General features: G+C 59.6%; 22 protein-coding genes. 11 read left to right on the top strand and 11 right to left on the bottom strand.

All coding sequences use genetic code 11. From position 1 onward, the window contains the following. Positions 1-201: 201 nt before the first annotated feature. The 4 genes from scpB to JOE29_RS07080 all read right to left on the bottom strand — a co-directional run bounded on the left by scpB (position 202) and on the right by JOE29_RS07080 (position 3,309). Entirely contained in the window at positions 202-969 is a 768-nt protein-coding gene (gene scpB / locus JOE29_RS07095; RefSeq protein ID WP_004411101.1) for an SMC-Scp complex subunit ScpB, read from the bottom strand. A gap of 15 nt (positions 970-984) precedes the next feature. Next, a complete protein-coding gene (locus JOE29_RS07090; protein ID WP_170855934.1) occupies positions 985-1,683 on the bottom strand; it encodes a ScpA family protein in 699 nt (232 codons plus the stop codon). 119 nt (positions 1,684-1,802) lie between these two features. Then, positions 1,803-2,432, bottom strand: a complete 630-nt coding sequence (locus JOE29_RS07085) for an L-threonylcarbamoyladenylate synthase (protein ID WP_003424791.1) — start codon at positions 2,430-2,432, stop codon at positions 1,803-1,805. 13 nt (positions 2,433-2,445) lie between these two features. Then, a complete protein-coding gene (locus JOE29_RS07080; RefSeq protein WP_122572194.1) occupies positions 2,446-3,309 on the bottom strand; it encodes a PHP domain-containing protein in 864 nt (287 codons plus the stop codon). 65 nt (positions 3,310-3,374) lie between these two features. Here JOE29_RS07080 and JOE29_RS07075 point away from each other — a divergent pair, with 65 nt between their 5' ends. The 5 genes from JOE29_RS07075 to JOE29_RS07055 all read left to right on the top strand — a co-directional run bounded on the left by JOE29_RS07075 (position 3,375) and on the right by JOE29_RS07055 (position 7,130). Beyond that, the gene (locus tag JOE29_RS07075) at positions 3,375-3,971 is read left to right on the top strand and encodes a septation protein A (RefSeq protein ID WP_003314713.1); all 597 of its coding nucleotides are present in this window, start codon (positions 3,375-3,377) and stop codon (positions 3,969-3,971) included. A 1-nt stretch (position 3,972) separates the two neighbouring features. Then, positions 3,973-4,272: a YciI family protein gene (locus tag JOE29_RS07070; RefSeq protein WP_003393869.1), complete on the top strand. Its 300-nt coding sequence runs from the start codon at positions 3,973-3,975 to the stop codon at positions 4,270-4,272. Between the two features lie 86 nt (positions 4,273-4,358). Next, positions 4,359-5,036, top strand: coding sequence for a response regulator transcription factor (locus tag JOE29_RS07065; RefSeq protein ID WP_003424789.1), 678 nt, complete (start codon positions 4,359-4,361; stop codon positions 5,034-5,036). A gap of 178 nt (positions 5,037-5,214) precedes the next feature. Beyond that, positions 5,215-5,694, top strand: a complete 480-nt coding sequence (locus JOE29_RS07060; protein ID WP_003314709.1) for a Spy/CpxP family protein refolding chaperone — start codon at positions 5,215-5,217, stop codon at positions 5,692-5,694. A gap of 86 nt (positions 5,695-5,780) precedes the next feature. Next, positions 5,781-7,130 carry a HAMP domain-containing sensor histidine kinase gene (locus tag JOE29_RS07055; RefSeq protein WP_016568665.1) on the top strand — a complete coding sequence of 450 codons (1,350 nt, stop codon included), beginning with the start codon at positions 5,781-5,783 and terminating at the stop codon, positions 7,128-7,130. Here JOE29_RS07055 and JOE29_RS07050 read toward each other — a convergent pair whose 3' ends face one another. After that, positions 7,131-7,691 (bottom strand): nitroreductase family protein, encoded by a 561-nt coding sequence (locus tag JOE29_RS07050; protein ID WP_004411117.1) that lies wholly within the window; start codon positions 7,689-7,691, stop codon positions 7,131-7,133. It lies immediately after the preceding gene. A 173-nt stretch (positions 7,692-7,864) separates the two neighbouring features. Between JOE29_RS07050 and JOE29_RS07045 the strand changes: the two genes are divergently transcribed. Together JOE29_RS07045 and JOE29_RS07040 are read left to right on the top strand one after the other, a co-directional pair. Beyond that, on the top strand, positions 7,865-9,319 hold the full coding sequence (locus tag JOE29_RS07045) for a TrkH family potassium uptake protein (RefSeq protein ID WP_003314706.1): 1,455 nt from the start codon (positions 7,865-7,867) through the stop codon (positions 9,317-9,319). Between the two features lie 181 nt (positions 9,320-9,500). Then, a protein-coding gene (locus JOE29_RS07040; protein WP_210079218.1) for an IS3 family transposase occupies positions 9,501-10,876 on the top strand; the annotation gives its coding sequence in 2 pieces (ribosomal slippage) (positions 9,501-9,972 and positions 9,972-10,876; 1,377 coding nt in all). 407 nt (positions 10,877-11,283) lie between these two features. On the opposite strand, the gene JOE29_RS07035 is transcribed toward JOE29_RS07040, so the two are convergent. Next, positions 11,284-12,306 carry an IS110-like element ISPsy7 family transposase gene (locus tag JOE29_RS07035; protein ID WP_210079216.1) on the bottom strand — a complete coding sequence of 341 codons (1,023 nt, stop codon included), beginning with the start codon at positions 12,304-12,306 and terminating at the stop codon, positions 11,284-11,286. A 479-nt stretch (positions 12,307-12,785) separates the two neighbouring features. On the opposite strand from JOE29_RS07035, the gene JOE29_RS07030 reads away from it, so the two are divergent. Beyond that, positions 12,786-13,097 (top strand): DUF962 domain-containing protein, encoded by a 312-nt coding sequence (locus JOE29_RS07030; RefSeq protein ID WP_003393857.1) that lies wholly within the window; start codon positions 12,786-12,788, stop codon positions 13,095-13,097. Between the two features lie 10 nt (positions 13,098-13,107). Here JOE29_RS07030 and JOE29_RS07025 read toward each other — a convergent pair whose 3' ends face one another. From JOE29_RS07025 to JOE29_RS07010, 4 genes are all read right to left on the bottom strand, one after another. Further along, positions 13,108-13,929: a UDP-2,3-diacylglucosamine diphosphatase gene (locus tag JOE29_RS07025; RefSeq protein ID WP_003342638.1), complete on the bottom strand. Its 822-nt coding sequence runs from the start codon at positions 13,927-13,929 to the stop codon at positions 13,108-13,110. A 93-nt stretch (positions 13,930-14,022) separates the two neighbouring features. Continuing rightward, positions 14,023-14,325 carry a SelT/SelW/SelH family protein gene (locus JOE29_RS07020; protein WP_003314703.1) on the bottom strand — a complete coding sequence of 101 codons (303 nt, stop codon included), beginning with the start codon at positions 14,323-14,325 and terminating at the stop codon, positions 14,023-14,025. A gap of 51 nt (positions 14,326-14,376) precedes the next feature. After that, positions 14,377-15,201 carry an ABC transporter ATP-binding protein gene (locus JOE29_RS07015; RefSeq protein WP_057445898.1) on the bottom strand — a complete coding sequence of 275 codons (825 nt, stop codon included), beginning with the start codon at positions 15,199-15,201 and terminating at the stop codon, positions 14,377-14,379. Positions 15,202-15,205: 4 nt separating this feature from the next. Beyond that, positions 15,206-16,063: an ABC transporter permease subunit gene (locus JOE29_RS07010; RefSeq protein WP_058446405.1), complete on the bottom strand. Its 858-nt coding sequence runs from the start codon at positions 16,061-16,063 to the stop codon at positions 15,206-15,208. A 256-nt stretch (positions 16,064-16,319) separates the two neighbouring features. Between JOE29_RS07010 and JOE29_RS07005 the strand changes: the two genes are divergently transcribed. Then, a complete protein-coding gene (locus JOE29_RS07005) occupies positions 16,320-17,408 on the top strand; it encodes an LLM class flavin-dependent oxidoreductase (protein WP_210079205.1) in 1,089 nt (362 codons plus the stop codon). Between the two features lie 65 nt (positions 17,409-17,473). On the opposite strand, the gene JOE29_RS07000 is transcribed toward JOE29_RS07005, so the two are convergent. Beyond that, complete coding sequence (locus tag JOE29_RS07000) at positions 17,474-18,379, bottom strand: LysR family transcriptional regulator (RefSeq protein ID WP_003393841.1); 906 nt, start codon at positions 18,377-18,379, stop codon at positions 17,474-17,476. A 207-nt stretch (positions 18,380-18,586) separates the two neighbouring features. Here JOE29_RS07000 and JOE29_RS06995 point away from each other — a divergent pair, with 207 nt between their 5' ends. Beyond that, on the top strand, positions 18,587-19,195 hold the full coding sequence (locus JOE29_RS06995; RefSeq protein ID WP_210079203.1) for a cysteine dioxygenase: 609 nt from the start codon (positions 18,587-18,589) through the stop codon (positions 19,193-19,195). Then, positions 19,192-20,775, top strand: coding sequence for a rhodanese-related sulfurtransferase (locus JOE29_RS06990; protein ID WP_210079200.1), 1,584 nt, complete (start codon positions 19,192-19,194; stop codon positions 20,773-20,775). The genes JOE29_RS06995 and JOE29_RS06990 overlap by 4 nt, the downstream gene beginning before the upstream one ends. The last annotated feature ends 127 nt before the right edge of the window (positions 20,776-20,902 follow it).

Here is a 20,902-nt window from a genome sequence, read left to right as displayed (position 1 = left end):
TCCGCACGCTCCAGGACGAGGTATCAAGAGGACGCAGAGCGCTCATGGCTACATACAGGTCTTGTGGGAGCGAGCTTGCTCGCGAAAGGGCCCTTACAGAATCCGAAAATAGCGAGCCTGCACCATCGCCTTCGCGAGCAAGCTCGCTCCCACGAGACTTGTGTATCACGCTGAACGCTTCAGCGTGGGAGCGCTAGTCAATCAGACCTCATCGTCGCCTTTGCCGTCTTCAGGCTCAGGCTCCGCGCGCAGCAGGTCGTCGAAGTCGGTCTTGAGGCCCTGTTCCATCGAATCCAGTTCCACCAGCAGACTGCGGAAGCTGGTTTCGTCACGCGGCGCTTCGGGCTCTGCGTCCGGGTCGAGGCTGGCGTCGGCCAGGGCTTGCAGGTGCGCAGGCACCGGCGCTTCTTCGAAATCCAGCACCGGCTCGGTTTCCATCTCGCGCAGGTCGGCCAGCGGCGGCAGTTCGTCGAGGCTTTTCAGGTTGAAGTGGTCGAGAAAGCCTTTGGTGGTCGCGAACATCGCCGGTTTGCCGGGCACATCGCGGTAGCCCACCACGCGAATCCACTCGCGCTCGAGCAGGGTCTTGACGATGTGGCTGTTGACCGCGACACCGCGCACATCCTCGATCTCGCCCCGCGTGATCGGCTGGCGGTAGGCGATCAGCGCGAGGGTTTCCAGCATGGCTCGGGAGTAACGCTGCGGCCGTTCTTCCCACAACCGCCCGACCCACGGCGAAAAGCGGTCACGAATCTGCAGGCGATAACCCGACGCCACTTCCTTGAGCTCGAAAGCGCGCCCCTCACATGACTTGCGCAACACCTCGAGTGCCTTTTTGAACACCGGGGGTTCAGGGCGCTCGCCTTCCTCGAATAGCTCATACAGGCGCTCCAGCGTCTGCGGTTTTCCGGAGGCCAGCAGAAATGCTTCAAGCAGCGGGGCCAGTTCGCGAGGTTCGTTGAGGTTCATGAATGTGTTTTAGCTCTACTCGGCTCGCGCCCGGACATGGATCGCCGCAAAGGGCTCGTTTTGGACCAGCTCGACAAGTGACTCCTTGACCAGTTCAAGCACCGCCATAAACGTCACGACCACACCCAGACGCCCTTCTTCGGCGGTAAACAGCTCGGCGAACGGCACAAAACCGCCGCCCTTGAGACGCTCCAGCACGTCGCTCATGCGCTCGCGGGTGGACAGTGCCTCGCGGCTGACCTGGTGGCTTTCGAACATGTCGCCGCGGTGCAGCACTTCGGCCATCGACATCAGCACTTCTTCAAGGCTGACATCCGGCAGCAACTTGCGTGCACGGGCTTCGGGAGCGTCCAGTTTCGGCACGATGACATCGCGGCCTACACGGCTCAGGCCATCGATGCCCTCGGCGGCGGCCTTGAAGCGCTCGTATTCCTGCAAGCGGCGAATCAGCTCGGCGCGCGGATCACCCTCTTCCTCTTCGACCTCCGCCGAACGCGGCAACAGCATGCGCGACTTGATCTCGGCCAGCATGGCGGCCATGACCAGATACTCGGCAGCCAGCTCCAGGCGCACGGTTTTCATCAGCTCGACGTACCCCATGTACTGCTTGGTGATCTCGGCCACGGGAATATCGAGGATGTCGATGTTCTGTTTGCGGATCAGGTACAGCAGCAGGTCGAGCGGCCCTTCGAACGCTTCGAGAAAAACCTCCAACGCATCGGGCGGGATGTACAGGTCCAGCGGCATCTGCGTGACAGCACGCCCGTAGACCAGCGCGAACGGCAGCTCTTGCTGGGCGTCGGCCTGGCTGTCGACTGCCTCGACGGCTGTCATCAGGCGCGTTCACCGAAAGGCGTCGGATCACCACAGCCGACCCGAACGATCTGGGGTTCACCCTCAGCCAGGTTAATGACCGTGGACGCCGAAATACCGCCGATCCCGCCATCGATGATCAGATCGACCTGATGCTCGAGAATCTGGCGCATCTCGTAGGGATCGCTGAGCGGCACGCTGTCGCCCGGCATGATCAGGCTGACGCTCATCAGCGGCTCGCCCAATTGCTCCAGCAGGGCCTGGGCGATGGGATGGCTTGGCACACGCAGGCCGATGGTGCGGCGCTTGGGGTGCAGCACCAGACGCGGTACCTCGCGGGTGGCGTTGAGAATGAAGGTGTAAGGCCCGGGCGTGTGCGCCTTCAGCGCACGGAACGCACCGGTGTCGACCTTGGCAAACAGCCCCAGTTGCGACAGGTCGCAGCACATCAGGGTGAAGTTGTGCTTGTCGTCCAGCTGGCGCAGGCGGCGGATACGCTCGATGGCGCTCTTGTCACCGATCTGGCAACCCAGTGCATAGGACGAATCTGTCGGGTACACCACCAGCCCGCCGGCCTTGATGATTTCAGCGGCCTGTTTGATCAGGCGCGGCTGCGGGTTTTCCGGATGGACCTGGAAAAATTGACTCACGATTACTTCCTGTTCAGACGGAGGCAGTAGGCTGTTCATGTTTGAATCTGCACCACAAAGGCGGTAGATCTTCAGGCACGGGACGATAAGTGCCGATCTCGCCCCAGGTGCCAGGACCGTGGAAGTCGCTGCCGGCAGAAACCAGCAAACCGAACTCGCGTGCAAGGATGGCCAGGGTGCCGACCTGATCGGCAGGCTGCATGCCATTGACCACTTCTATGGCGTGCCCACCGGCCTGGACGAAATCGCCGACCAGTTTACGCCGTTTACTGCGGGTAAAGTCATAATGTGAAGGATGCGCGAGACTGACCCATGCACCCGACGCCCGCAAGGTGGCGACCGTGTCCTCCAGCGTCGGCCAGTGCTGCTTCACATCGCCCAGTTTGCCCGCGCCCAGCCATTTGCGAAATGCCTCGGCGCGATCCTTGACGAAACCCGAGCGCACCATGAAGTCGGCAAAGTGCGGACGCGCAGGCGCATTACCGCTGTCACCCAGTTCCTGCTGAATCGCGCGAGCGCCTTCCAGCGCGCCAGGCATACCTTTGATCGCCAATTTGCGACTGATTTCTTCCGCACGCAGCCAGCGTCCTTCATGCAAACGGCTGATGGCCTCGGTCAGCGCCGGGGCCTGGGTATCGAATCCGTAACCCAGAATATGAATGGTCGCGCCGCCCCAGGTGCAGGACAGCTCCACCCCGTTGATCAGTTGCATACCCAATGAATGCGCCGCCGCACGGGCCTCTTCAAGCCCTTCAAGGGTGTCGTGGTCGGTCAGCGAAAGGACGCGCACGCCGTTTTCATGAGCACGCGTGACCAGTGCCGTGGGCGAGAGTGCCCCGTCGGAAGCGGTGCTGTGACAGTGCAGGTCTACATTCATAGTGAGGCTTTCGTGTTCATTGATGTTTGTTATTATGCCGCCACATCCTGCTTCTGGCTGCCATTGTGAAACAATTCATCGACTTCATCCCGCTGCTGCTGTTCTTCATCGTTTACAAAACCGAGCCGCGTGCCGTGGATATCCTCGGCAATACCTATATGGTAGGCGGCATTTTCAGTGCAACGGCGATGCTGATCATCAGTTCGGTGGTGGTCTACGGCATTCTCTACGTCAAACAGCGCAAGCTGGAAAAAAGCCAGTGGCTCACGTTGGTGGCGTGCCTGGTGTTCGGCAGCCTGACCCTGGCCTTCCACAGCGAAACTTTTCTGAAATGGAAAGCCCCGGTGGTCAACTGGCTGTTTGCCGTCGCCTTTGCCGGCAGTCATTTCATCGGCGACCGGCCGCTTATCCAGCGCATCATGGGTCATGCATTGACCCTGCCGGCGGCGATCTGGACCCGCCTCAACATCGCCTGGATCATATTCTTCCTGTTCTGTGGCGCAGCCAACCTGTATGTGGCCTTCACTTATCAGGAATTCTGGGTCGACTTCAAAGTATTCGGCAGCCTGGGCATGACCCTGATCTTCCTGGTCGGCCAGGGGATCTACCTGTCACGCCACCTGCACGACACCGCTCCCAATACGACCAAATCCGAGGACTGACATGCTCTACGCAATCATCGCCACCGACGTCGAAAACTCGCTGGAAAAACGCCTCAGCGTTCGCCCGGCACACCTGGAGCGCCTCAACGCACTCAAGGATGAAGGCCGTCTGGTGCTGGCAGGTCCACACCCGGCAGTCGACAGCAACGACCCCGGCGCTGCCGGTTTCAGCGGCAGCCTGATCGTTGCCGAGTTCGAATCGCAGAGCGTCGCCAAGGCCTGGGCCGAAGCCGATCCGTTCGTGGCCGCAGGTGTATACGCGAACGTCGTGGTCAAACCGTTCAAGCAGGTCCTGCCCTGAGCCTGCCCGACCGACTTTTTAACAGCTCTGCTTTCTGATCGAGGCAGAGTCACGCGGCACCCCGGTAGTGGCCAATTGAGTGAGTCATGAGCGAGCTGTTACTAATTGATGATGATCAAGAGCTGTGCGAACTGCTGAGCAGTTGGCTGAGCCAGGAAGGCTTTCAGGTGCGCGCCTGTCACGACGGGACCAGCGCGCGTCAGGCATTGGCCGACGCCGCCCCGGCTGCCGTGGTGCTGGACGTGATGCTGCCCGATGGCAGCGGCCTGGAGTTGCTCAAGCAATTACGTGCCGACCACCCCGACCTGCCAGTGGTCATGCTCTCGGCACGCGGCGAGCCGCTGGACCGCATCCTGGGTCTGGAGCTGGGCGCTGACGATTATCTGGCAAAACCCTGCGACCCTCGTGAACTCACTGCCCGCCTGCGCGCCGTACTGCGCCGCAGTCATCCGGTGGCGTCGTCAAGCCAGCTCGAACTGGGCGACTTGACCTTCAGCCCGATGCGCGGCGTGGTCAGTGTCGACGAAAAGGAACTGACCCTCACGGTGTCCGAAAGCCGCTTGCTGGAAGCATTGATGCGCCAGCCCGGCGAACCGCTGGACAAGCAGGAACTGGCGCAACTGGCCCTGGGCCGCAAGCTGACCCTGTACGACCGTAGTCTGGATATGCACGTCAGCAACCTGCGCAAGAAAATCGGCCCGCACTCCGACGGCCGCCCACGCATCGTCGCGCTGCGCAGCCGCGGCTATTATTATGCTCTTTGAGCAGCTTCAAGCCACAAGCTACAAGCTGCAAGCAGAGCGCTTCTGGCTTGAAGCTTGAAGCTGACAACTTGCAGCTGCCCCTTACACAAGCTTTACCAAGCGCTGACTGCGCTTGACCTTGATCTCCCTAAACTGGGCTCATCGGCATCGAGCCGCACTAGAGACAAGGAGATACACAATGCGCAAGACCCTGATCGCTTTGATGTTTGCTACTGCCCTGCCGACCATCGCCATGGCCGCACCACCACCGCCACCTGCCGGTGGCCCGGATGCTGACGGACCTGCCATGCACATGGATCGCGATGACCGCGGCCCTGGCCCACGTATGGACCGCGGCCCTGGCCCAATGGGACCGATGGGTGAGCTGGACCTGACACGTGAACAGCGTCAGCAGATCGAACGTTTGATGCGCGAGCAACGACACGAGCGCCGCGAAATCACCCAAAGCTACCTGGAAAAAATGCCTGCTGCCGACCAGAAAGCAATGCATGACGAAATCGAAGCCAAACGCTCCAAGACCGACAGCGAAGTTCGTGCACTGCTGAGGCCTGACCAGCAGAAGCAGTTTGACGAAATCAAGAAGAAAGAAGATGAACGTCGCGCCGAATGGGCCGAGTTCAAGGCCTGGAAAGCGGCAAAAGCAGCAAAAACGCTGTAACCATCAGGCCTCGCGGCCCGATGAGTTGAACACAACCCGGCATGCGCACGCATGCCGGGCTTTTTTACTGAGACCGAGGAAATCCCGTGCGTTCATTGTTCTGGCGAATCCTGGCCAGCTTCTGGCTGGCCATCGCTCTGGTAGGCGGCCTGTCGGTGCTCATGGGGCATATGCTCAATCAGGATGCGTGGATCCTCAGTCGTCACCCGGTGCTCAACTCGTTGCCCGAACAGTGGACACAACGCTTCGAGGACAAGGGCGCGGATAACGCTCAGGAATTTCTTCAGGACATCAAACGACGCAATCGTATCGACACTCAAGTGCTCAGCGAAAGCGGCGAGCCCATGGTGCGTGGCACCTTCCCGCCGCGCGCCGCCGCCCTGGAAGCACGGCAGCGGGAAGACGACGAGCAGGGGCGCAAACTGCCCTGGCGCCGTCTGGCCACCGAGTACAGCAGCCCGAAGACCGGCGAAACCTACCTGTTCATCTACCGCGTTCCGCACCCGGAGCTCGACGAGTGGCACCGTCAGAGTCTGATGTGGCCATTGAGCGCGCTGGGCATTGCACTGGTGGTCCTGACCCTGTTCAGCCTGTTCGTGACGCTGTCGATTACCCGACCACTGAGTCGCCTGCGCGGCGCAGTGCACGATCTGGGGCAAACCAGCTATCAACAGCACAGCCTCGGACAACTGGCCAACCGGCGTGACGAGTTCGGCGTGCTGGCCAAGGACTTCAACCGCATGGGCGCGCGCCTGCAAAGCCTGATTGGCAGTCAGCGCCAGTTGCTGCGCGATGTGTCTCATGAACTGCGCTCACCGCTGGCCCGGTTGCGCATCGCCCTGGCGCTGGCTGAACGTGCGGAGCCTGCAGAGCGTGAAAAGCTTTGGCCACGGCTGGGCCGTGAATGTGACCGGCTGGAGGCGCTGATCAGCGAGATCCTGGCCCTGGCACGCCTCGACGCAGAGCTTCGCGGCCCGGAGCCCGTCGACCTCGAAGCGCTGCTGCAGCGCCTGAAGAGCGACACACAGCTGGACGGTGTCGATCAGAATATTCACATTGATGTGCAGGACAACCTGCAGTTCAAAGGCTGGCCGGACATGATCGAACGGGCGCTGGACAACCTGCTGCGCAACGCGCTGCGCTTCAACCCGAGCGGCCAGCGCATCGATCTGCAGGCAACTCAGGTCGGCGATCACATCCGTCTGAGCGTTCGCGATCATGGCCCAGGCGTTGCCGACGAACACCTGACGCAACTGGGCGAGCCGTTTTACCGAGCCCCCGGCCAGACCACCCCGGGTCACGGCCTGGGACTGGCGATCGCCAAACGCGCAGCGGAACGACATGGCGGCACTCTTATGCTGGGCAATCACCCGGACGGCGGGTTTATCGCCACACTGGATCTGCCCAGAGAGCCGCTCAGTTCGTCGGCTGTCTGATCAGCCCTGCCACTCGCTGACAAACCCGCCCACATCGACTTTTGGTGCTTCCCGCGGCGGGTTCAGCGGGGTGCCCAGGTACAGAAAGCCGAGCACTTCTTCGCCGGCTTCAAGGCCGAAGCCCTTGGCTACCTGTGGCGCATAGGACAGCTCGCCAGTCCTCCAGACCGCACCGATACCCAGTGCATACGCTGCCAGCAACACGCCATGGGCGGCGCATCCGGCGGTGATCCGTTGTTCCGAGTGCGGGACTTTGAAGTGGTCCTGCAAGCGCGCGATCACGACCACCACCAAAGGTGCGCGCAATGGGCCAAGACGGGCCTTTTCCAGCGCCTGCGGGGTCACTTCAGCACCACTCTCCTGCAGCGCCTGCGCCAGCATCTCGCCCATGCGCTCACGGGCCGCGCCTTCAACCGTCAGAAAACGATACGGCTTGAGCTGTCCATGATCCGGCGCGCGCAATGCAGCACCGAACAGGATTTCCCGCTGCGCAGCGTCCGGGGCCGGGTCGACCAGTCGTGGAACCGATACACGATTGAGCAAAACGTCGAGCGCCTGCATGGACTGTCTCCTTGAAAAGTGATCGAGCATTCTAGAGCCTGTTTAGCGTCAATAACGAGTGCGACGCACAATTCGTTACCTCTGCGCTTGCAGACGCTCCTCGGCCGCGCCGGTTTACATGCCTTCAAGCGCAGGTAGAATGGCGCCTTTCCTCACACCAGCCAGAGCCTGTCATGTCGTTGCCGACCTTGCGTATCATCGGTTTCATTATCGGCATCTTCCTGATCACCCTGGCTGTCGCCATGATCGTGCCCATGGCCACGCTGGTCATCTACGACCGTTTCGAAGATCTGCGCGAGTTTCTCTGGGCCAGCGCCATCACCTTTATCGCCGGTCTGGCGCTGGTGGTGCCCGGACGCCCCGACAACGTTCAGTTGCGCCCTCGGGACATGTACATGCTGACCGTCTCCAGCTGGATTGTGGTGTGCATTTTCGCCGCCCTGCCCTTTCTGCTGACCCAGCACATCAGTTACACCGACTCGTTCTTCGAGAGCATGTCCGGCATCACGGCCACCGGCTCGACAGTACTCAGCCATCTGGACAGCATGTCGCCGGGCATTCTGATCTGGCGCTCAATGCTGCACTGGCTGGGCGGTATCGGCTTCATCGGTATGGCCGTGGCGATTCTGCCCCTGCTGCGCATCGGCGGCATGCGTCTGTTTCAGACCGAGTCCTCGGACCGCTCGGAAAAGGTCATGCCCCGCTCGCACATGGTGGCCAAGTTCATCGTGCTCGCCTATGTCGGCTTTACCGCGCTGGGCAGTCTGGCTTTCTGGGCAGCGGGCATGAGTCTGTTCGACGCGATCAACCATGCGATGTCGGCGATTTCCACAGGTGGCTTCTCCACCTCCGACCAGTCGTTGGCCAAATGGCCGCAACCGGCGGTGCATTGGGTGGCGATCGTGGTGATGATCCTCGGCAGCCTGCCCTTTACCCTGTATGTCGCGACATTGCGTGGCAACCGCAAGGCGTTGATCAAGGATGAGCAGGTTCAGGGCCTGATCGGGCTGCTGTTGATCACTTGGCTGGTGATGACGGTCTGGTACGCCAATACCACGGACCTGCCGTGGACCGAGGCGCTGCGCCATGTCGCGCTGAACGTGACCTCGGTGGTGACGACGACGGGTTTTGCACTGGGTGACTACAGCTTGTGGGGTAATTTCTCGCTGATGCTGTTCTTTTATCTGGGCTTTATCGGCGGCTGTTCTGGCTCGACAGCCGGCGGAGTGAAGATCTTCCGTTTTCAGGTGGCCTACATTCTGCTCAAGACCAACCTCAATCAACTGATCCATCCGCGCGCGGTGATGAAGCAGAAATACAATGGCCATAGGCTGGACGATGAGATCGTGCGCTCGATCCTGACCTTTTCGTTTTTCTTCACGATCACTATCTGTCTGATCGCGCTGATGCTGTCGCTGCTCGGGCTGGACTGGATGACGGCGCTGACCGGCGCTGCCAGTACGGTATCGGGTGTAGGGCCAGGGCTGGGTGAGGTCATCGGGCCGGCGGGTAATTTCTCTACCCTGCCGGATGCGGCCAAATGGATTCTGTCCGGCGGCATGCTGCTTGGCCGTCTGGAAATCATTACTGTGTTGGTGCTCTGTGTACCGGCATTCTGGCGGCATTGAGGCCTGGCAGAGGCCGCGGGTAAGGCATTATCGTTTCCATGCTCCGCGTGGGAATGCAGTTTGTGAAGCTCTGCGTCACACGGCGGTTTTGCGACTTCAGGTGAATTGGGGCTCGGCTCAGATTCTCGTTCCCGCGCTCTGGTGTGACCCCCGAAGGTTGGATGCAACCTTTGGAGGCGTCATGGGTAAATATACAGAGCAGGCAAAACTCGCAGCCGTGAAAGAGTATTGTGCTGGCAAGGCAGGTTTGAGGGATGTTGCGCATCGCCACGATGTGGATTTTTCCTGCCTTAGGCAGTGGGTTGCGGCCTATCAGATTCATGGCGTAGCGGGCCTGCAAGAGAAAAAACGCCAGCGCTACAGTGACGAGTTCAAGCTGACTGTTTTGAAGCGCATGCATGATGAGCGTTTATCTCTGCGCCAGACAGCGGCCTTGTTCGATATCCGTCAGTTCGGCATCATCGGTCTATGGCAGCGCCATTATGAAGAAGGGGCCTTTGATGCCTCCTCCAAGCCACCCACAAAAGCCGGACGCCCAAGAAAGATGACGACTGCACTTCCGCCTGTGAACGCCCCCTCAATCGACGATGAATCGCGCTCGCGTGACGAGTTGCTTGCCGAGGTGAAGCAACTGCGGATGGAGGTCGACTATCTAAAAAAGCTCGATGCCTTGGCTCAGAAGAAGCAACGAATAGCGCAACAGAAAAAGCGCAAATCGTAACCGAACTGAGACTGGGGCATTCTCTGGGTGGCCTGCTGAAGCTTGCCGGTCTGGCGCGCAGCACTTTTTACTATCAACAAAAGGTACTGCAAGCGGGCGATAAGTACGCCGGGCTGAAAGACCTGATTCAGACAGTTTTCTACGATCATAAAGGCCGGTATGGCTATCGTCGTATCACGGCGGCGTTGCGGCGCGCAGGCCATCTTGTGAACCACAAGACGGTGCAGAAACTGATGGGGCAGCTTGGCCTGAAGAGCCTGGTGCGAGTGAAGAAATACCGCTCTTACAAGGGCGAAGTAGGCAAGGCTGCGCCCAACATTCTCAAGCGTGATTTCAAGGCCCAGCACCTTAATGAAAAATGGGCCACGGACGTCACTGAGTTCAAAGTGGGAGGCCAGAAGCTCTATCTGTCGCCCATCATGGATCTGTACAACGGCGAAATCATTTCCTATGCAATCGCCAGGCGCCCGCTGTACTCCATGGTGGACGAAATGCTTGAAGGAGCGTTCAAGAAGCTTGAGCCGCATGAAAAGCCTATTTTGCACTCAGACCAGGGCTGGCAATATCGGATGCCTGTTTACCAACGATTACTCAATGAGCATTCGATCACATGCAGCATGTCGCGCAAGGGCAACTGCTACGACAACGCGGCTATGGAAAGTTTTTTTGGCACGCTGAAGTCCGAGTTTTTCTATCTGAACAAATTTAACAATCTGGATGAGCTTCATGCGGGCATCGACGAGTACATTGAGTATTACAATCAGTCACGCATCAAACTGAAACTTAGCGGCCTGAGCCCTGTGGAGTTCAGAATGCAGGCCGCTCAGGCAGCGTAGAAATAATCGTCCAACCTTCGGGGGTCATACCACTCCGCGTGGGAATGCAGTTCGTGACGCTCTGCGTCACACAGGGGTTCTGCGATGTCAGGTGGATTGGCGTTCGGCTCAGGTCACCTTTTCGCCCCTCGGCGAGTTACTTTGATGAGGCCAAAGTAACCAAATGTATGGTCAGCCCACCCCCTGCAATCGCAGTTCGATGAGCGGTAAAGCATGCTTGCGCTAATGTATCCGGGCTCATTCTGGGCAATTTTGCTGCCCGGCCCTTGATGAGTATTCGCCGCCTTACTGTCCTCAAAAGCCTTAAAGCCTCGAAGGCTGCTTTGGTTATCAGGTTCTCAGTCAGGCCATGAGCTGTTTATCGTCATCATCACTGCGTCGCAAAAGCTGGTATGTCTATTTTCTACTCAGATCATTGATGCGTTGTAAGTGCTACCTCGTCTGAGCACCGCCCATACGATTCTTGCCAGCTTGTTCGCTAAAGCACATACCACCTTGTTCGGATGCTTGCGTGTCAACAAGTCTCTTACCCACTGCCCAAGGGCATCATCGCGGCGTTCTATTCGAATCATGAGCGCTCGAGAACCTTGCACCAGCAGGGTTCGCAGGTGCCTGTCACCTCGCTTGCTGATACCCAGCAATACGGGTCTCCCGCCTGTAGAGAACTGTCTGGGAACCAGCCCCAGAAAAGCGGAAAGGTCTCGTGAGGCTCGAAAATTGGAAGCGTCACCCAGATCCGCTACAAATGCGCTGGCGGTAATAGGACCAATGCCAGGAATCGTCATCAAGCGTGTACCAGCATCGTCTTGCGCCAGTTGCTGCTTGATTTGCGCATCACAGGCCTTTATTTCGGTATCAAGGCGATGAATATCCTCCAGCAAATGCTCCATGACCCTTTTGAACTGCAGCGGCAGGTCGCTACGTGAATCGTCAATCAGCTCAGGTACTTTGGCGATCGCTGCCTTGGTGACTGGCAAGGCAACTCCGAACTCAAGCAAAAAACCATGCACCCTGTTGATGGCTTCAGTACGGTGGCAAACCAGTGACTCGCGAAGACGATGTTGTACAGAAAGTACCTGCTGCTCCACAGTCTTAACGGCAACGTAATGAGTACGCGGTCTGGAGGCCGCCTCGCATATAGCTTCGGCATCGATGAAGTCATTCTTGTTGCCCGTCACGTAGGGCTTCACATGTTGCGGAGCAATCAACTTCACCCGGTGCCCCAGCGAGGCGAGTTTCCTGGCAAGCCAGTGAGAGCCACCGCACGACTCCATTGCAATGGAGCAGGGTTCAATCTGAGCCGCAAACTGCAGAAGGCGATTGCGATTGAAGCACTTGCGTAATACTTGGTGGCCGCCTGCATCATGGCCTATGAGGTGAAAACTATTTTTACCAATGTCGATGCCTAAGAGCTTGAGGCCGTTTTTCATGAGTGATCTCCTCGACGTTAGAGAGAAACCCGGAAAGTGTAGACACTCCGGGTTTCTCGGATCGGGCTGACCATCTCATTAGCCTTTCGCTCCGGTTTCCGGCCCGACTTCGTCGGGTTCCTTCGCCCTGTCACTGCTCCGGGGGTCGCCGCAACGGGCCATCCATGGCCCGGTGCGGCTAGCCTGGCGTCCTGCCAGGCTACCCCCGGAGCAGCGCCAGGACTCAGCCGTCACTAACGTCGCACTCTGCGTCGTCAGTGCCATCGCGGTTGAAAAGCGCTTTTGCGGCAGTGGCTGCGGGCAAGGCATGACGGTGTTTCGCATCTTGGATTTGTAACGCGGAACGTCACGAACTGCGTGCCAACGCAGAGCATTGGCACGATAGTCGTAAACATGAGCACGACTCGAATGCTCCACATCGGCACGACAGTCGGCTAAATTTGTGTATAACAATAAGAACCCACACGAGGACAGGCACCGTGGATACCATCAGGCGTTTTTCGAGCTTTGCCGAGTTCTATCCTTTTTATCTTGCCGAGCACAGTAGCGCTACCAGCCGGCGTCTGCATTTTGTCGGTACGTCTCTGGTGATTTTCCTGCTGGCGTTTGGTGTGGGCAGCGGCCGCTGGGGGTTGTTATGGTTGTTGCCGGTCGCGGGTTACGGTTTCGCGTGGGCCGGGCATTTCTTTTTTGAGAAGAACCGTCCGGCCACGTTCAAGCATCCGTTTTACAGCTTGCTCGGCGACTTTGTGATGTACCGCGACATGCTTCTGGGTAAGGTGCCTTTCTAGGCAGACTGCTTCAGGCAAGCGTTTCGCTGGCGGGTTCTTCGACCGCAACCTGTTGCGCCTTCAAATGCGCATCCGCCAGACGGAACAGTTCGATGTTGCCGTCCAGGTGTTCGATCAGGGCGGTACAGGATTCGACCCAGTCGCCGCAGTTGAGATATTCCACGCCGCCCACCTGGCGAATTTCCGCATGGTGGATGTGCCCGCAGACCACCCCGTCCAGCCCGCGCTTCACGCATTCGTGGGCGATGGCTTCCTCGAAATCGCTGATGAAATTCACCGCACTCTTGACCTTGTGCTTGAGGTACGCCGACAGCGACCAGTAGCCATAGCCGTATTTGGCGCGCCAGTGGTTGAGCCAGCGGTTGAGGGTCAGGGTGAATTCATAGGCCGAGTCGCCCAGAAAGGCCAGCCAGCGGTGGTAGCGGGTGATCACGTCGAACTGGTCGCCGTGAATGACCAGAAAACGACGTCCATCGGCCGTCACGTGTTCGACTTCGTCTACCAACTGGATGTTGCCCAGCACCAGCTTGGAGTAACGGCGCAGGAATTCATCGTGATTGCCGGTGACGTAAATGACTTCGGTGCCGCGCTTGCTCATGGTCAGCAAGCGGCGAATCACGTTGGTGTGTGCTTGTGGCCAGTACATGCCGCCGCGCAGTTTCCAGCCATCGATGATGTCGCCGACCAGGTACACCTTGTCAGCCTGATAGCGCTTGAGAAACGCGGAGAGGTGCTCGGCCTGGCAATCACGTGTGCCCAGATGAACGTCGGAAATCCACAAGGTGCGCACGCGCTGTTTGCGGCTGGGTGTGGCGAGCTGAGCACTGGTCATGTGACGACCTCCGGCAGGGTTTCCAGAAGAGTGGAGCATGCCGGTTAACCGAATGTGACACGTGCGTGGCGATGTCGTGACAGTTGCCCCGTATTACTGAGGGTCTGCCGGAGTATGGCGGTCGTTGTGGCCCAGATCGCGGGCCGGATCGATCTGGTCACGCAGCCGCTGCTTGAGCACCTTGGCTTCGGGAAAGCCGCCATCGGCCTTGCGTTCCCAGAGTTGCACGCCGTCACAGGTAATACGGAACACGCCGCCGGTGCCTGGCTGCAGCGAGACTTTACCCAGATCATCACTGAACGTGCTCAGCAGTTCCTGGGCCAGCCAGGCAGCGCGTAATAGCCACTGGCATTGAATGCAATAGGTGATGATGACTTCAGGCTTTTCGACAGACATGGGCGTCCCCTTCGGAAATTCAGACGACCATGATACGCAGCGTGCGCCGAATCAACGAGCGTTGGCGAAGCGGCGCAGTGCGCTGAGCGTTACGTCCTGCTCCGGTGCTTGCGGAGCGGTATCGGCAGCTGCGTTCACCTTGACGCCCAGCAAGCCCAGCAAGCGGCTTCGAATCAGTTGGAACCCGGCCTGCCCGCTGTCGCGCTGACGCGGCAGGTCGACGCGGATGTCGTCGGCAATCTTGCCGTCGGCCAGCACGATGACCCGGTCAGCGAGCAGGATCGCCTCATCGACATCATGCGTCACCAGCAGCACCGCCGGGGTGTGTTTGCGCCACAGGTCGATGATCAGTTGATGCATGCGAATGCGCGTCAACGCATCGAGTGCGGCAAAAGGCTCGTCGAGCAGCAACAGTTTTGGCTCACGGACTAGCCCACGCGCCAGCGCCACACGCTGCGCTTCGCCACCGGACAAGGTGGCCGGAAAGGCATTCAGCCGATGCGCCAGGCCAACTTCGGTCAATGCCGCTTCAGCCCGAGCCTTGGCATCGTTGATGCGCAGGCCGAGAACCACGTTTTTCCACGCGCTTTTCCACGGCATCAGGCGCGGCTCTTGAAAAACCGCCGCACGCGCGACCGGCACACGGAGCTCACCGCTGTCGATCTCGTCCAGCCCGGCCAGAGTGCGCAGCAAGGTGGTCTTGCCGGAGCCACTGGCCCCGAGCAAAGCGACAAATTCGCCCGGAGCAATGTCCAGATTCAGCCCGTCGATGACCCGTTGCCGACCAAACTGGCGCACCACGTCGCGCAGTTGTACAGGCGCCTGCCCCGCTTGGGGGGCGACGAATGGAGTGTTGCGCAGATCAGGAGTCGCCATGTGTTCAATGCCTCACGAAGGTCGGTCGCCAAGCCAGCGCATAGCGCTCCAGCGTGCGAATGATGGCGTCGATCACCAGACCAAGGACGCTGTAGATCAACAGGCAGATAACGATTACATCAGTGCGCATGAAGTCCCGCGCATCACTGGCCAGATAACCGATGCCAGCGGTGGTGTTGATTTGCTCGACAAAGACCAGGGCCAGCCACGAAATACCCAGTGAATAGCGCAGCCCGACAAAAAACGCAGGCAACGAGCCGGGCAGGATGACGTGCCAGATCAGCTCGCGGCGGCTCAAGCCGAGCGTATTGGCAGCCTCAATGAGTTTCGGGTCGATATTGCGGATGCCGGAAAACAGGTTCAGGTACACCGGAAACGTGGTGCCCATGACGATCAGCGCCACTTTGGTGAACTCGCCAATGCCGAACCAGAGGATGAACAGTGGCACCAGTGCCAGCGAGGGAATGGTGCGCAACATCTGCATGGGCGAGTCAAGGACGATTTCGCCACGTCGGGAAAGCCCGGTCACCAGCGCAGCGACCACGCCGATGCTGACGCCAATGCTCAAGCCCGACAGTGCCCGTTGCAACGAAACCCACAAGTGGTGGGCCAGTTCGCCCGAAACGATCATCGACCAGAGCGTACCGCCGATCTGCGACGGCGCGGCAATCACGCGGACTGGCAGCAGACCGGTTTGTGAAGCCAGCTCCCAGAGCAGCAACAGCACCAGCGGGCTGAGCAGACGCAAGACAAAACCCGGCACTTGCCAGCGCGGGCGAACCGATTGCGAGACGCGGCTCTGTTCGGGTTTTTTGACCACCAGAAAACCGGGGTCTGCGAGGTTCAGCGTTGTGTCAGACATGGGCACATCCTTCCTGGACGAACCGGGCAGGACGCACCCGATACATTATGAGGGCCATGCTATTAGCATAAGAACGCTGCGTGAAATTCGATTTAGACCTAAGCTAATAGTCAAAATATTTGATCAAACAAACAAATATCATGCATATTTTTTATAATTAACTTAGACCGAAATCGAATTTCACAGCGTCTGCCCCTTGCCTTTATGGTGCCTCTCGACAAGGTCGAACGGACCTCAACCATTGGCAGGAGTTTTCATGAGCATCGAATTCATTGGCTATATCGCCACGCAACCCGGTTCTGAAATTCACCCGCGCAGCGGCGCGGGCATCCAGCCCGACTACGTGAAGACCGTGGCCAAGGCTCATGAAGATGCCGGTTTTGATCGCGCGCTGATCGCCTACCACTCCAACAGCCCGGACAGCACGCTGGTCGCAGCGCATGCCGCCAGCGTCACCACCAAACTGAAGTTTCTGGTCGCCCATCGCCCCGGCTTCATCGCGCCCACGGTGGCCGCACGGCAGTTCGCGACGCTGGACGTGTTCAATGGCGGCCGCACTGCCGTGCATATCATCACCGGCGGTGACGACAAGGAACTGCGCGCCGACGGCAGCCATATCGGCAAGGACGATCGATACGCACGCAGCGACGAATACCTCAGCGTGGTGCGTCAGGAATGGACCAGCGACAAGCCGTTCGATCATAACGGCACCTACTACCAGCTTGAGGGTGCGCACTCGTTGGTCAAATCCCCACAGCAGCCACATATCCCTCTGTACTTCGGTGGTTCCTCGGCGGCGGCGATTGCTGTGGCGGGTAAACACGCCGATGTTTATGCATTGTGGGGCGAGACATACGAGCAGGTGCGTGACGTGGTGAAACAGGTCCGCGCCGAAGCCGCCAGACATGGGCGGACCATTCGTTTCAGCCTGTCATTGCGCCCGATTCTGGCAGAGACCGAGGAACAGGCCTGGGCACGTGCCGACAGTATTCTGGAAAAGGCCAAGGCCCTGGCAGACCGCAACGGCTTTGTACGTCGCGAACCGCCGAATGAAGGATCACGCCGCCTGCTGGCCGCTGCTGCACAAGGATCGCGCCTGGACAAGCGCCTTTGGACAGGCATCGCCGGCCTGCTCGGCGCACAGGGCAACTCGACCTCGCTGGTTGGCACCCCGGAACAGGTCGCTGAAGCGCTGCTGGATTACTACGATCTGGGGATTACCACCTTCCTGATTCGCGGCTTCGATCCACTGGAAGATGCCATCGACTACGGCAAGAAGCTGATCCCGCTGACCCGCGCATTGGTGGCGCAACGTGAACAGCAGGCTCGCGAACAGGTCGCCTGATTCAACCTATATCCTGCGGGCCGGTCTGACGCCCAACGCCAGACCGCCTGCCCGCAATGCGGTGTTCAGGCGGCTGCCGAGACCGGCTTGAGCGACCGAGCCACCAGTGTGCCAAAGGCTTCCACCGGCGCTTGCAGGTTACCGAGAAAGCGCGGGTAGAACAGCCACAAGTCCATTACCGGCTTGAAGTCCTTGAGCGGCAGCGCCACCAACTGCTCGCGGTGCGCGCTGCGTTCCAGCAGCGGACGGGGCACCAGGCCAAGCCCCATGCCATCGGCCACCAGCCCGAGTTGCAGCTCGGTGCCGAAAGTTTCCAGATTGACCTTCATGCTCAAGCCCTGATCGGTCAGCGTGCGCTGCAAGCCTGCACGAAAACCGCAGCCGTCCGGATTAAGCACCCAGCCCTGCTCATAACAATCCGCCAGCTTGCCGGGCTTTTTCGGGGCCAGCCCCTTGGCGCAGACCACCACCAGCTCCATCTTGCCAATCGACTGACCAATGATGTTGTCTGGAAATATCTTGCCTGCCGGAAACAGCGCAGCCGCTGCATCCAGCTCGCCGTTTTCGATCTTGCCGATCAGGTGGCTGCCCCAACCGGTGCTGACCTGGGCGCGCAGATCGGGAAACTCCCCACGCAACTGCTTGAGCGCATCGAGCAGCACCACGTCACCGATGGTTTGCGGCACGCCCAGACGCAAAAGACCGCTGGGCGGCGTGTCACTGGCCACCAGCTCGCGCAACGAATCCATCTCGCGCAGGATCGCCAGGCACTTCTGGTACACCTGAAGGCCCATCGGAGTCGGCTTGAGCGGTTTGGTATTGCGGTCGAACAGCTCGACCCCGAGGGCTTGCTCGAAATTCTGCACCCGGCGCGTGATGGCGGGCTGGGTCAGGTCCAGCGATTCAGCGGCGTGGCTGATCGACTGGCAGCGGATGACTGCAACGAACGCATCGATATCATCAATTTTCATTCGGACCGCACATAAAAAAGAGATTAAACATAGGCAAAAAGCATAGTACCAGCAGGCGCTCATGGATAGCCCGAGCGTAGATTTCGCGGATTACGACAAACAAGTAAAAGACGTTTTCGTTATAACCTAATCATTAAAAAATAGCATATTAAATATCTATATTATGCTTATATCGAACCATTCCCTGACTTTGATCTGGAAATGGACATGACTCAGAACCGACACCCGGAGCGACTCGGGGCCTTTATCGATGCACTCACCGAACTGCTTGGCAGCGAGCCGCATGAAGGCGATCTGTTGCGCCGCGGCGGCAAGCTGCTGGCGCAACTGGTCAGCCACGATGACTGGCTGGCAGAAGAATTTACCGTACCCGACGCCAACCGCTATCAGCAATTTCTGCTGCATGCCGATCCACAGCAGCGTTTTTCGGTAGTCAGTTTCGTCTGGGGGCCTGGCCAACGCACACCTATTCACGACCACCGCGTGTGGGGGCTGATCGGCATGCTGCGCGGCGCGGAAGATTCCCAGGGCTACCTTCGCAACGCGCAAGGGCACCTGGAAACCAGCGGCCCGGCGATTCGCCTGCAACCCGGCCAGGTCGAGGCGTTGTCACCGCACAGCAATGATGTCCATCAGGTCAGCAACGCCTTCAACGATCAGGTGTCGATCAGCATCCACGTTTACGGCGCCGATATCGGCACTGTGAAGCGTGCGGTCTATGACCTCGACGGCAGCGAAAAACTGTTCATCTCCGGCTATTCGAACGCCGCCGCCACCGCCCATCAGGATCAGCCAACAGGGAGCCCGACCCCATGACCACACCTGCCACCCGATCATTCGCCGACATTCGCCAGGCCTTGCTGGACCGCCAGGAGCTGGCCTTGGTAGATGTCCGCGAAGAGGCCCCCTTTGCCCAGGCTCATCCGCTGTTTGCCGTGAACATCCCGCTGTCGAAGCTGGAGCTGGAGATTTTCTCCCGCATCCCGCGACGCGACACGGCCGTGACCCTTTACGACGATGGCGAAGGTCTGGCGCAGATCGCCCTGCAGCGCCTGCAGACACTGGGCTACAGCGACGTGAAACTGCTCGACGGCGGCCTCCAGGGCTGGCGCGCGGCTGGCGGCGAGCTGTTCATCGACGTGAATGTGCCGAGCAAGGCGTTTGGCGAGCTGGTGGAGCATCACCGCGCCACCCCGTCGCTGGCCGCAGAAGAGGTCAAGCGCCTGATCGACAGCAATGCCGACGTGGTGGTGCTCGATGCCCGGCGCTATGACGAATACCAGACCATGAGCATTCCAGGCGGCATCAGCGTACCGGGCGCCGAACTGGTGCTGCGGGCACGTGAGCTGGCACCGGATCCCACTACTCGAATCATCGTCAATTGTGCGGGTCGCACGCGCAGCATCATCGGCACCCAGTCGCTGGTCAACGCGGGCCTGCCCAATCCGATCAACGCACTGCGCAATGGCACCATTGGCTGGCTGCTGGCCGGCCAGACGCTGGACCATGGCCAGAACCGGCGTTTTGCGGCAGTCAGTGAAGAGACCCGCGAAACCGCCAGTGCCGATGCGCGCCAGGTGGCCGATCGAGCCAAGGTCAAACGAGCCAGCCGTGCTGATCTGCAACGCTGGCAAGCCGAGGCTTCACGTACCACTTACCTGTTCGATGTACGTACCCCGGAAGAGTTTGCCAAAGGCCACCTGCCCGGCGCGCGTTCCACACCGGGTGGGCAACTGGTGCAGGAAACCGATCATTTCGCCAGCGTCCGCGGTGCGCGAATCGCGCTGCTGGACGACGACGGCGTGCGCGCCAACATGTCGGCCTCCTGGCTGGCGCAGTTGGGCTGGGACGTGTCGGTGATTGATGACCTGGAGGCAGCGGATTTCAGCGAACAGGGCGACTGGGACGCGCCCTTCCCGACGCCGCCGCAGGTCGAGGCGATCAGCGTCGAGACCCTTACTCAATGGCAGAAACAGGTAAACGTGGCGGTGCTGGATTTCACCGCCAGCGCCAACTATGTCAAACAGCATATCCCTGGTGCCTGGTGGACCTTGCGTGCCGACCTGAAGCAGGCGCTGGGCAAGCTGCCGGCAGCTGACCGCTATGTCTTGACCTGCGGCAGCAGCCGTCTGGCGCGCTTTGCCGTGGCCGACCTGGAAGCGTTGACCGACAAGCCGGTGTTTCTGCTCGAAGGCGGCACCGCCAGCTGGATCAAGGCCGGCCTGCCGCTGGAGCACGGCGAAAGCCGACTGGCCTCGCCACGCATCGATCGCTACCACCGCCCGTACGAAGGCACCGACGCACCGCGCGAAGCCATGCAGGCGTATCTGGACTGGGAATTCGGCCTGGTGGAGCAGCTGGGACGTGACGGAACACATGGGTTTTACGTGATTTGATGCCGTTGAGTACACCGCGCAGCGCATTGGCACAAGCGCCAAGTGGGAGCGAGCTTGCTCGCGAAGAGGGCGCTACATTCAGTGCATTTTCTGCGTCTGGAACAGGGTCTTCGCGAGCAAGCTCGCT

Origin of the sequence: Pseudomonas sp. PvP009 (assembly GCF_017832995.1) — a bacterium.
GTDB classification, from domain to species: Bacteria; Pseudomonadota; Gammaproteobacteria; order Pseudomonadales; family Pseudomonadaceae; genus Aquipseudomonas; species Aquipseudomonas syringae.
This window is presented reverse-complemented; position numbering and strand designations above follow the sequence as displayed.

Coding starts and splice junctions, on each gene's coding strand:
- JOE29_RS06990 (WP_210079200.1), top strand. CDS start 19,192: ATGACCACACCTGCCACCCGATCATTCGCCGACATTCGCCAGGCCTTG.
- JOE29_RS07060 (WP_003314709.1), top strand. CDS start 5,215: ATGCGCAAGACCCTGATCGCTTTGATGTTTGCTACTGCCCTGCCGACC.
- JOE29_RS06995 (WP_210079203.1), top strand. CDS start 18,587: ATGACTCAGAACCGACACCCGGAGCGACTCGGGGCCTTTATCGATGCA.
- JOE29_RS07080 (WP_122572194.1), bottom strand. CDS start 3,309: ATGAATGTAGACCTGCACTGTCACAGCACCGCTTCCGACGGGGCACTC.
- JOE29_RS07025 (WP_003342638.1), bottom strand. CDS start 13,929: ATGACCAGTGCTCAGCTCGCCACACCCAGCCGCAAACAGCGCGTGCGC.
- JOE29_RS07045 (WP_003314706.1), top strand. CDS start 7,865: ATGTCGTTGCCGACCTTGCGTATCATCGGTTTCATTATCGGCATCTTC.
- JOE29_RS07010 (WP_058446405.1), bottom strand. CDS start 16,063: ATGTCTGACACAACGCTGAACCTCGCAGACCCCGGTTTTCTGGTGGTC.
- scpB (WP_004411101.1), bottom strand. CDS start 969: ATGAACCTCAACGAACCTCGCGAACTGGCCCCGCTGCTTGAAGCATTT.
- JOE29_RS07070 (WP_003393869.1), top strand. CDS start 3,973: ATGCTCTACGCAATCATCGCCACCGACGTCGAAAACTCGCTGGAAAAA.
- JOE29_RS07050 (WP_004411117.1), bottom strand. CDS start 7,691: ATGCAGGCGCTCGACGTTTTGCTCAATCGTGTATCGGTTCCACGACTG.
- JOE29_RS07035 (WP_210079216.1), bottom strand. CDS start 12,306: ATGAAAAACGGCCTCAAGCTCTTAGGCATCGACATTGGTAAAAATAGT.
- JOE29_RS07005 (WP_210079205.1), top strand. CDS start 16,320: ATGAGCATCGAATTCATTGGCTATATCGCCACGCAACCCGGTTCTGAA.
- JOE29_RS07000 (WP_003393841.1), bottom strand. CDS start 18,379: ATGAAAATTGATGATATCGATGCGTTCGTTGCAGTCATCCGCTGCCAG.
- JOE29_RS07015 (WP_057445898.1), bottom strand. CDS start 15,201: ATGGCGACTCCTGATCTGCGCAACACTCCATTCGTCGCCCCCCAAGCG.
- JOE29_RS07020 (WP_003314703.1), bottom strand. CDS start 14,325: ATGTCTGTCGAAAAGCCTGAAGTCATCATCACCTATTGCATTCAATGC.
- JOE29_RS07065 (WP_003424789.1), top strand. CDS start 4,359: ATGAGCGAGCTGTTACTAATTGATGATGATCAAGAGCTGTGCGAACTG.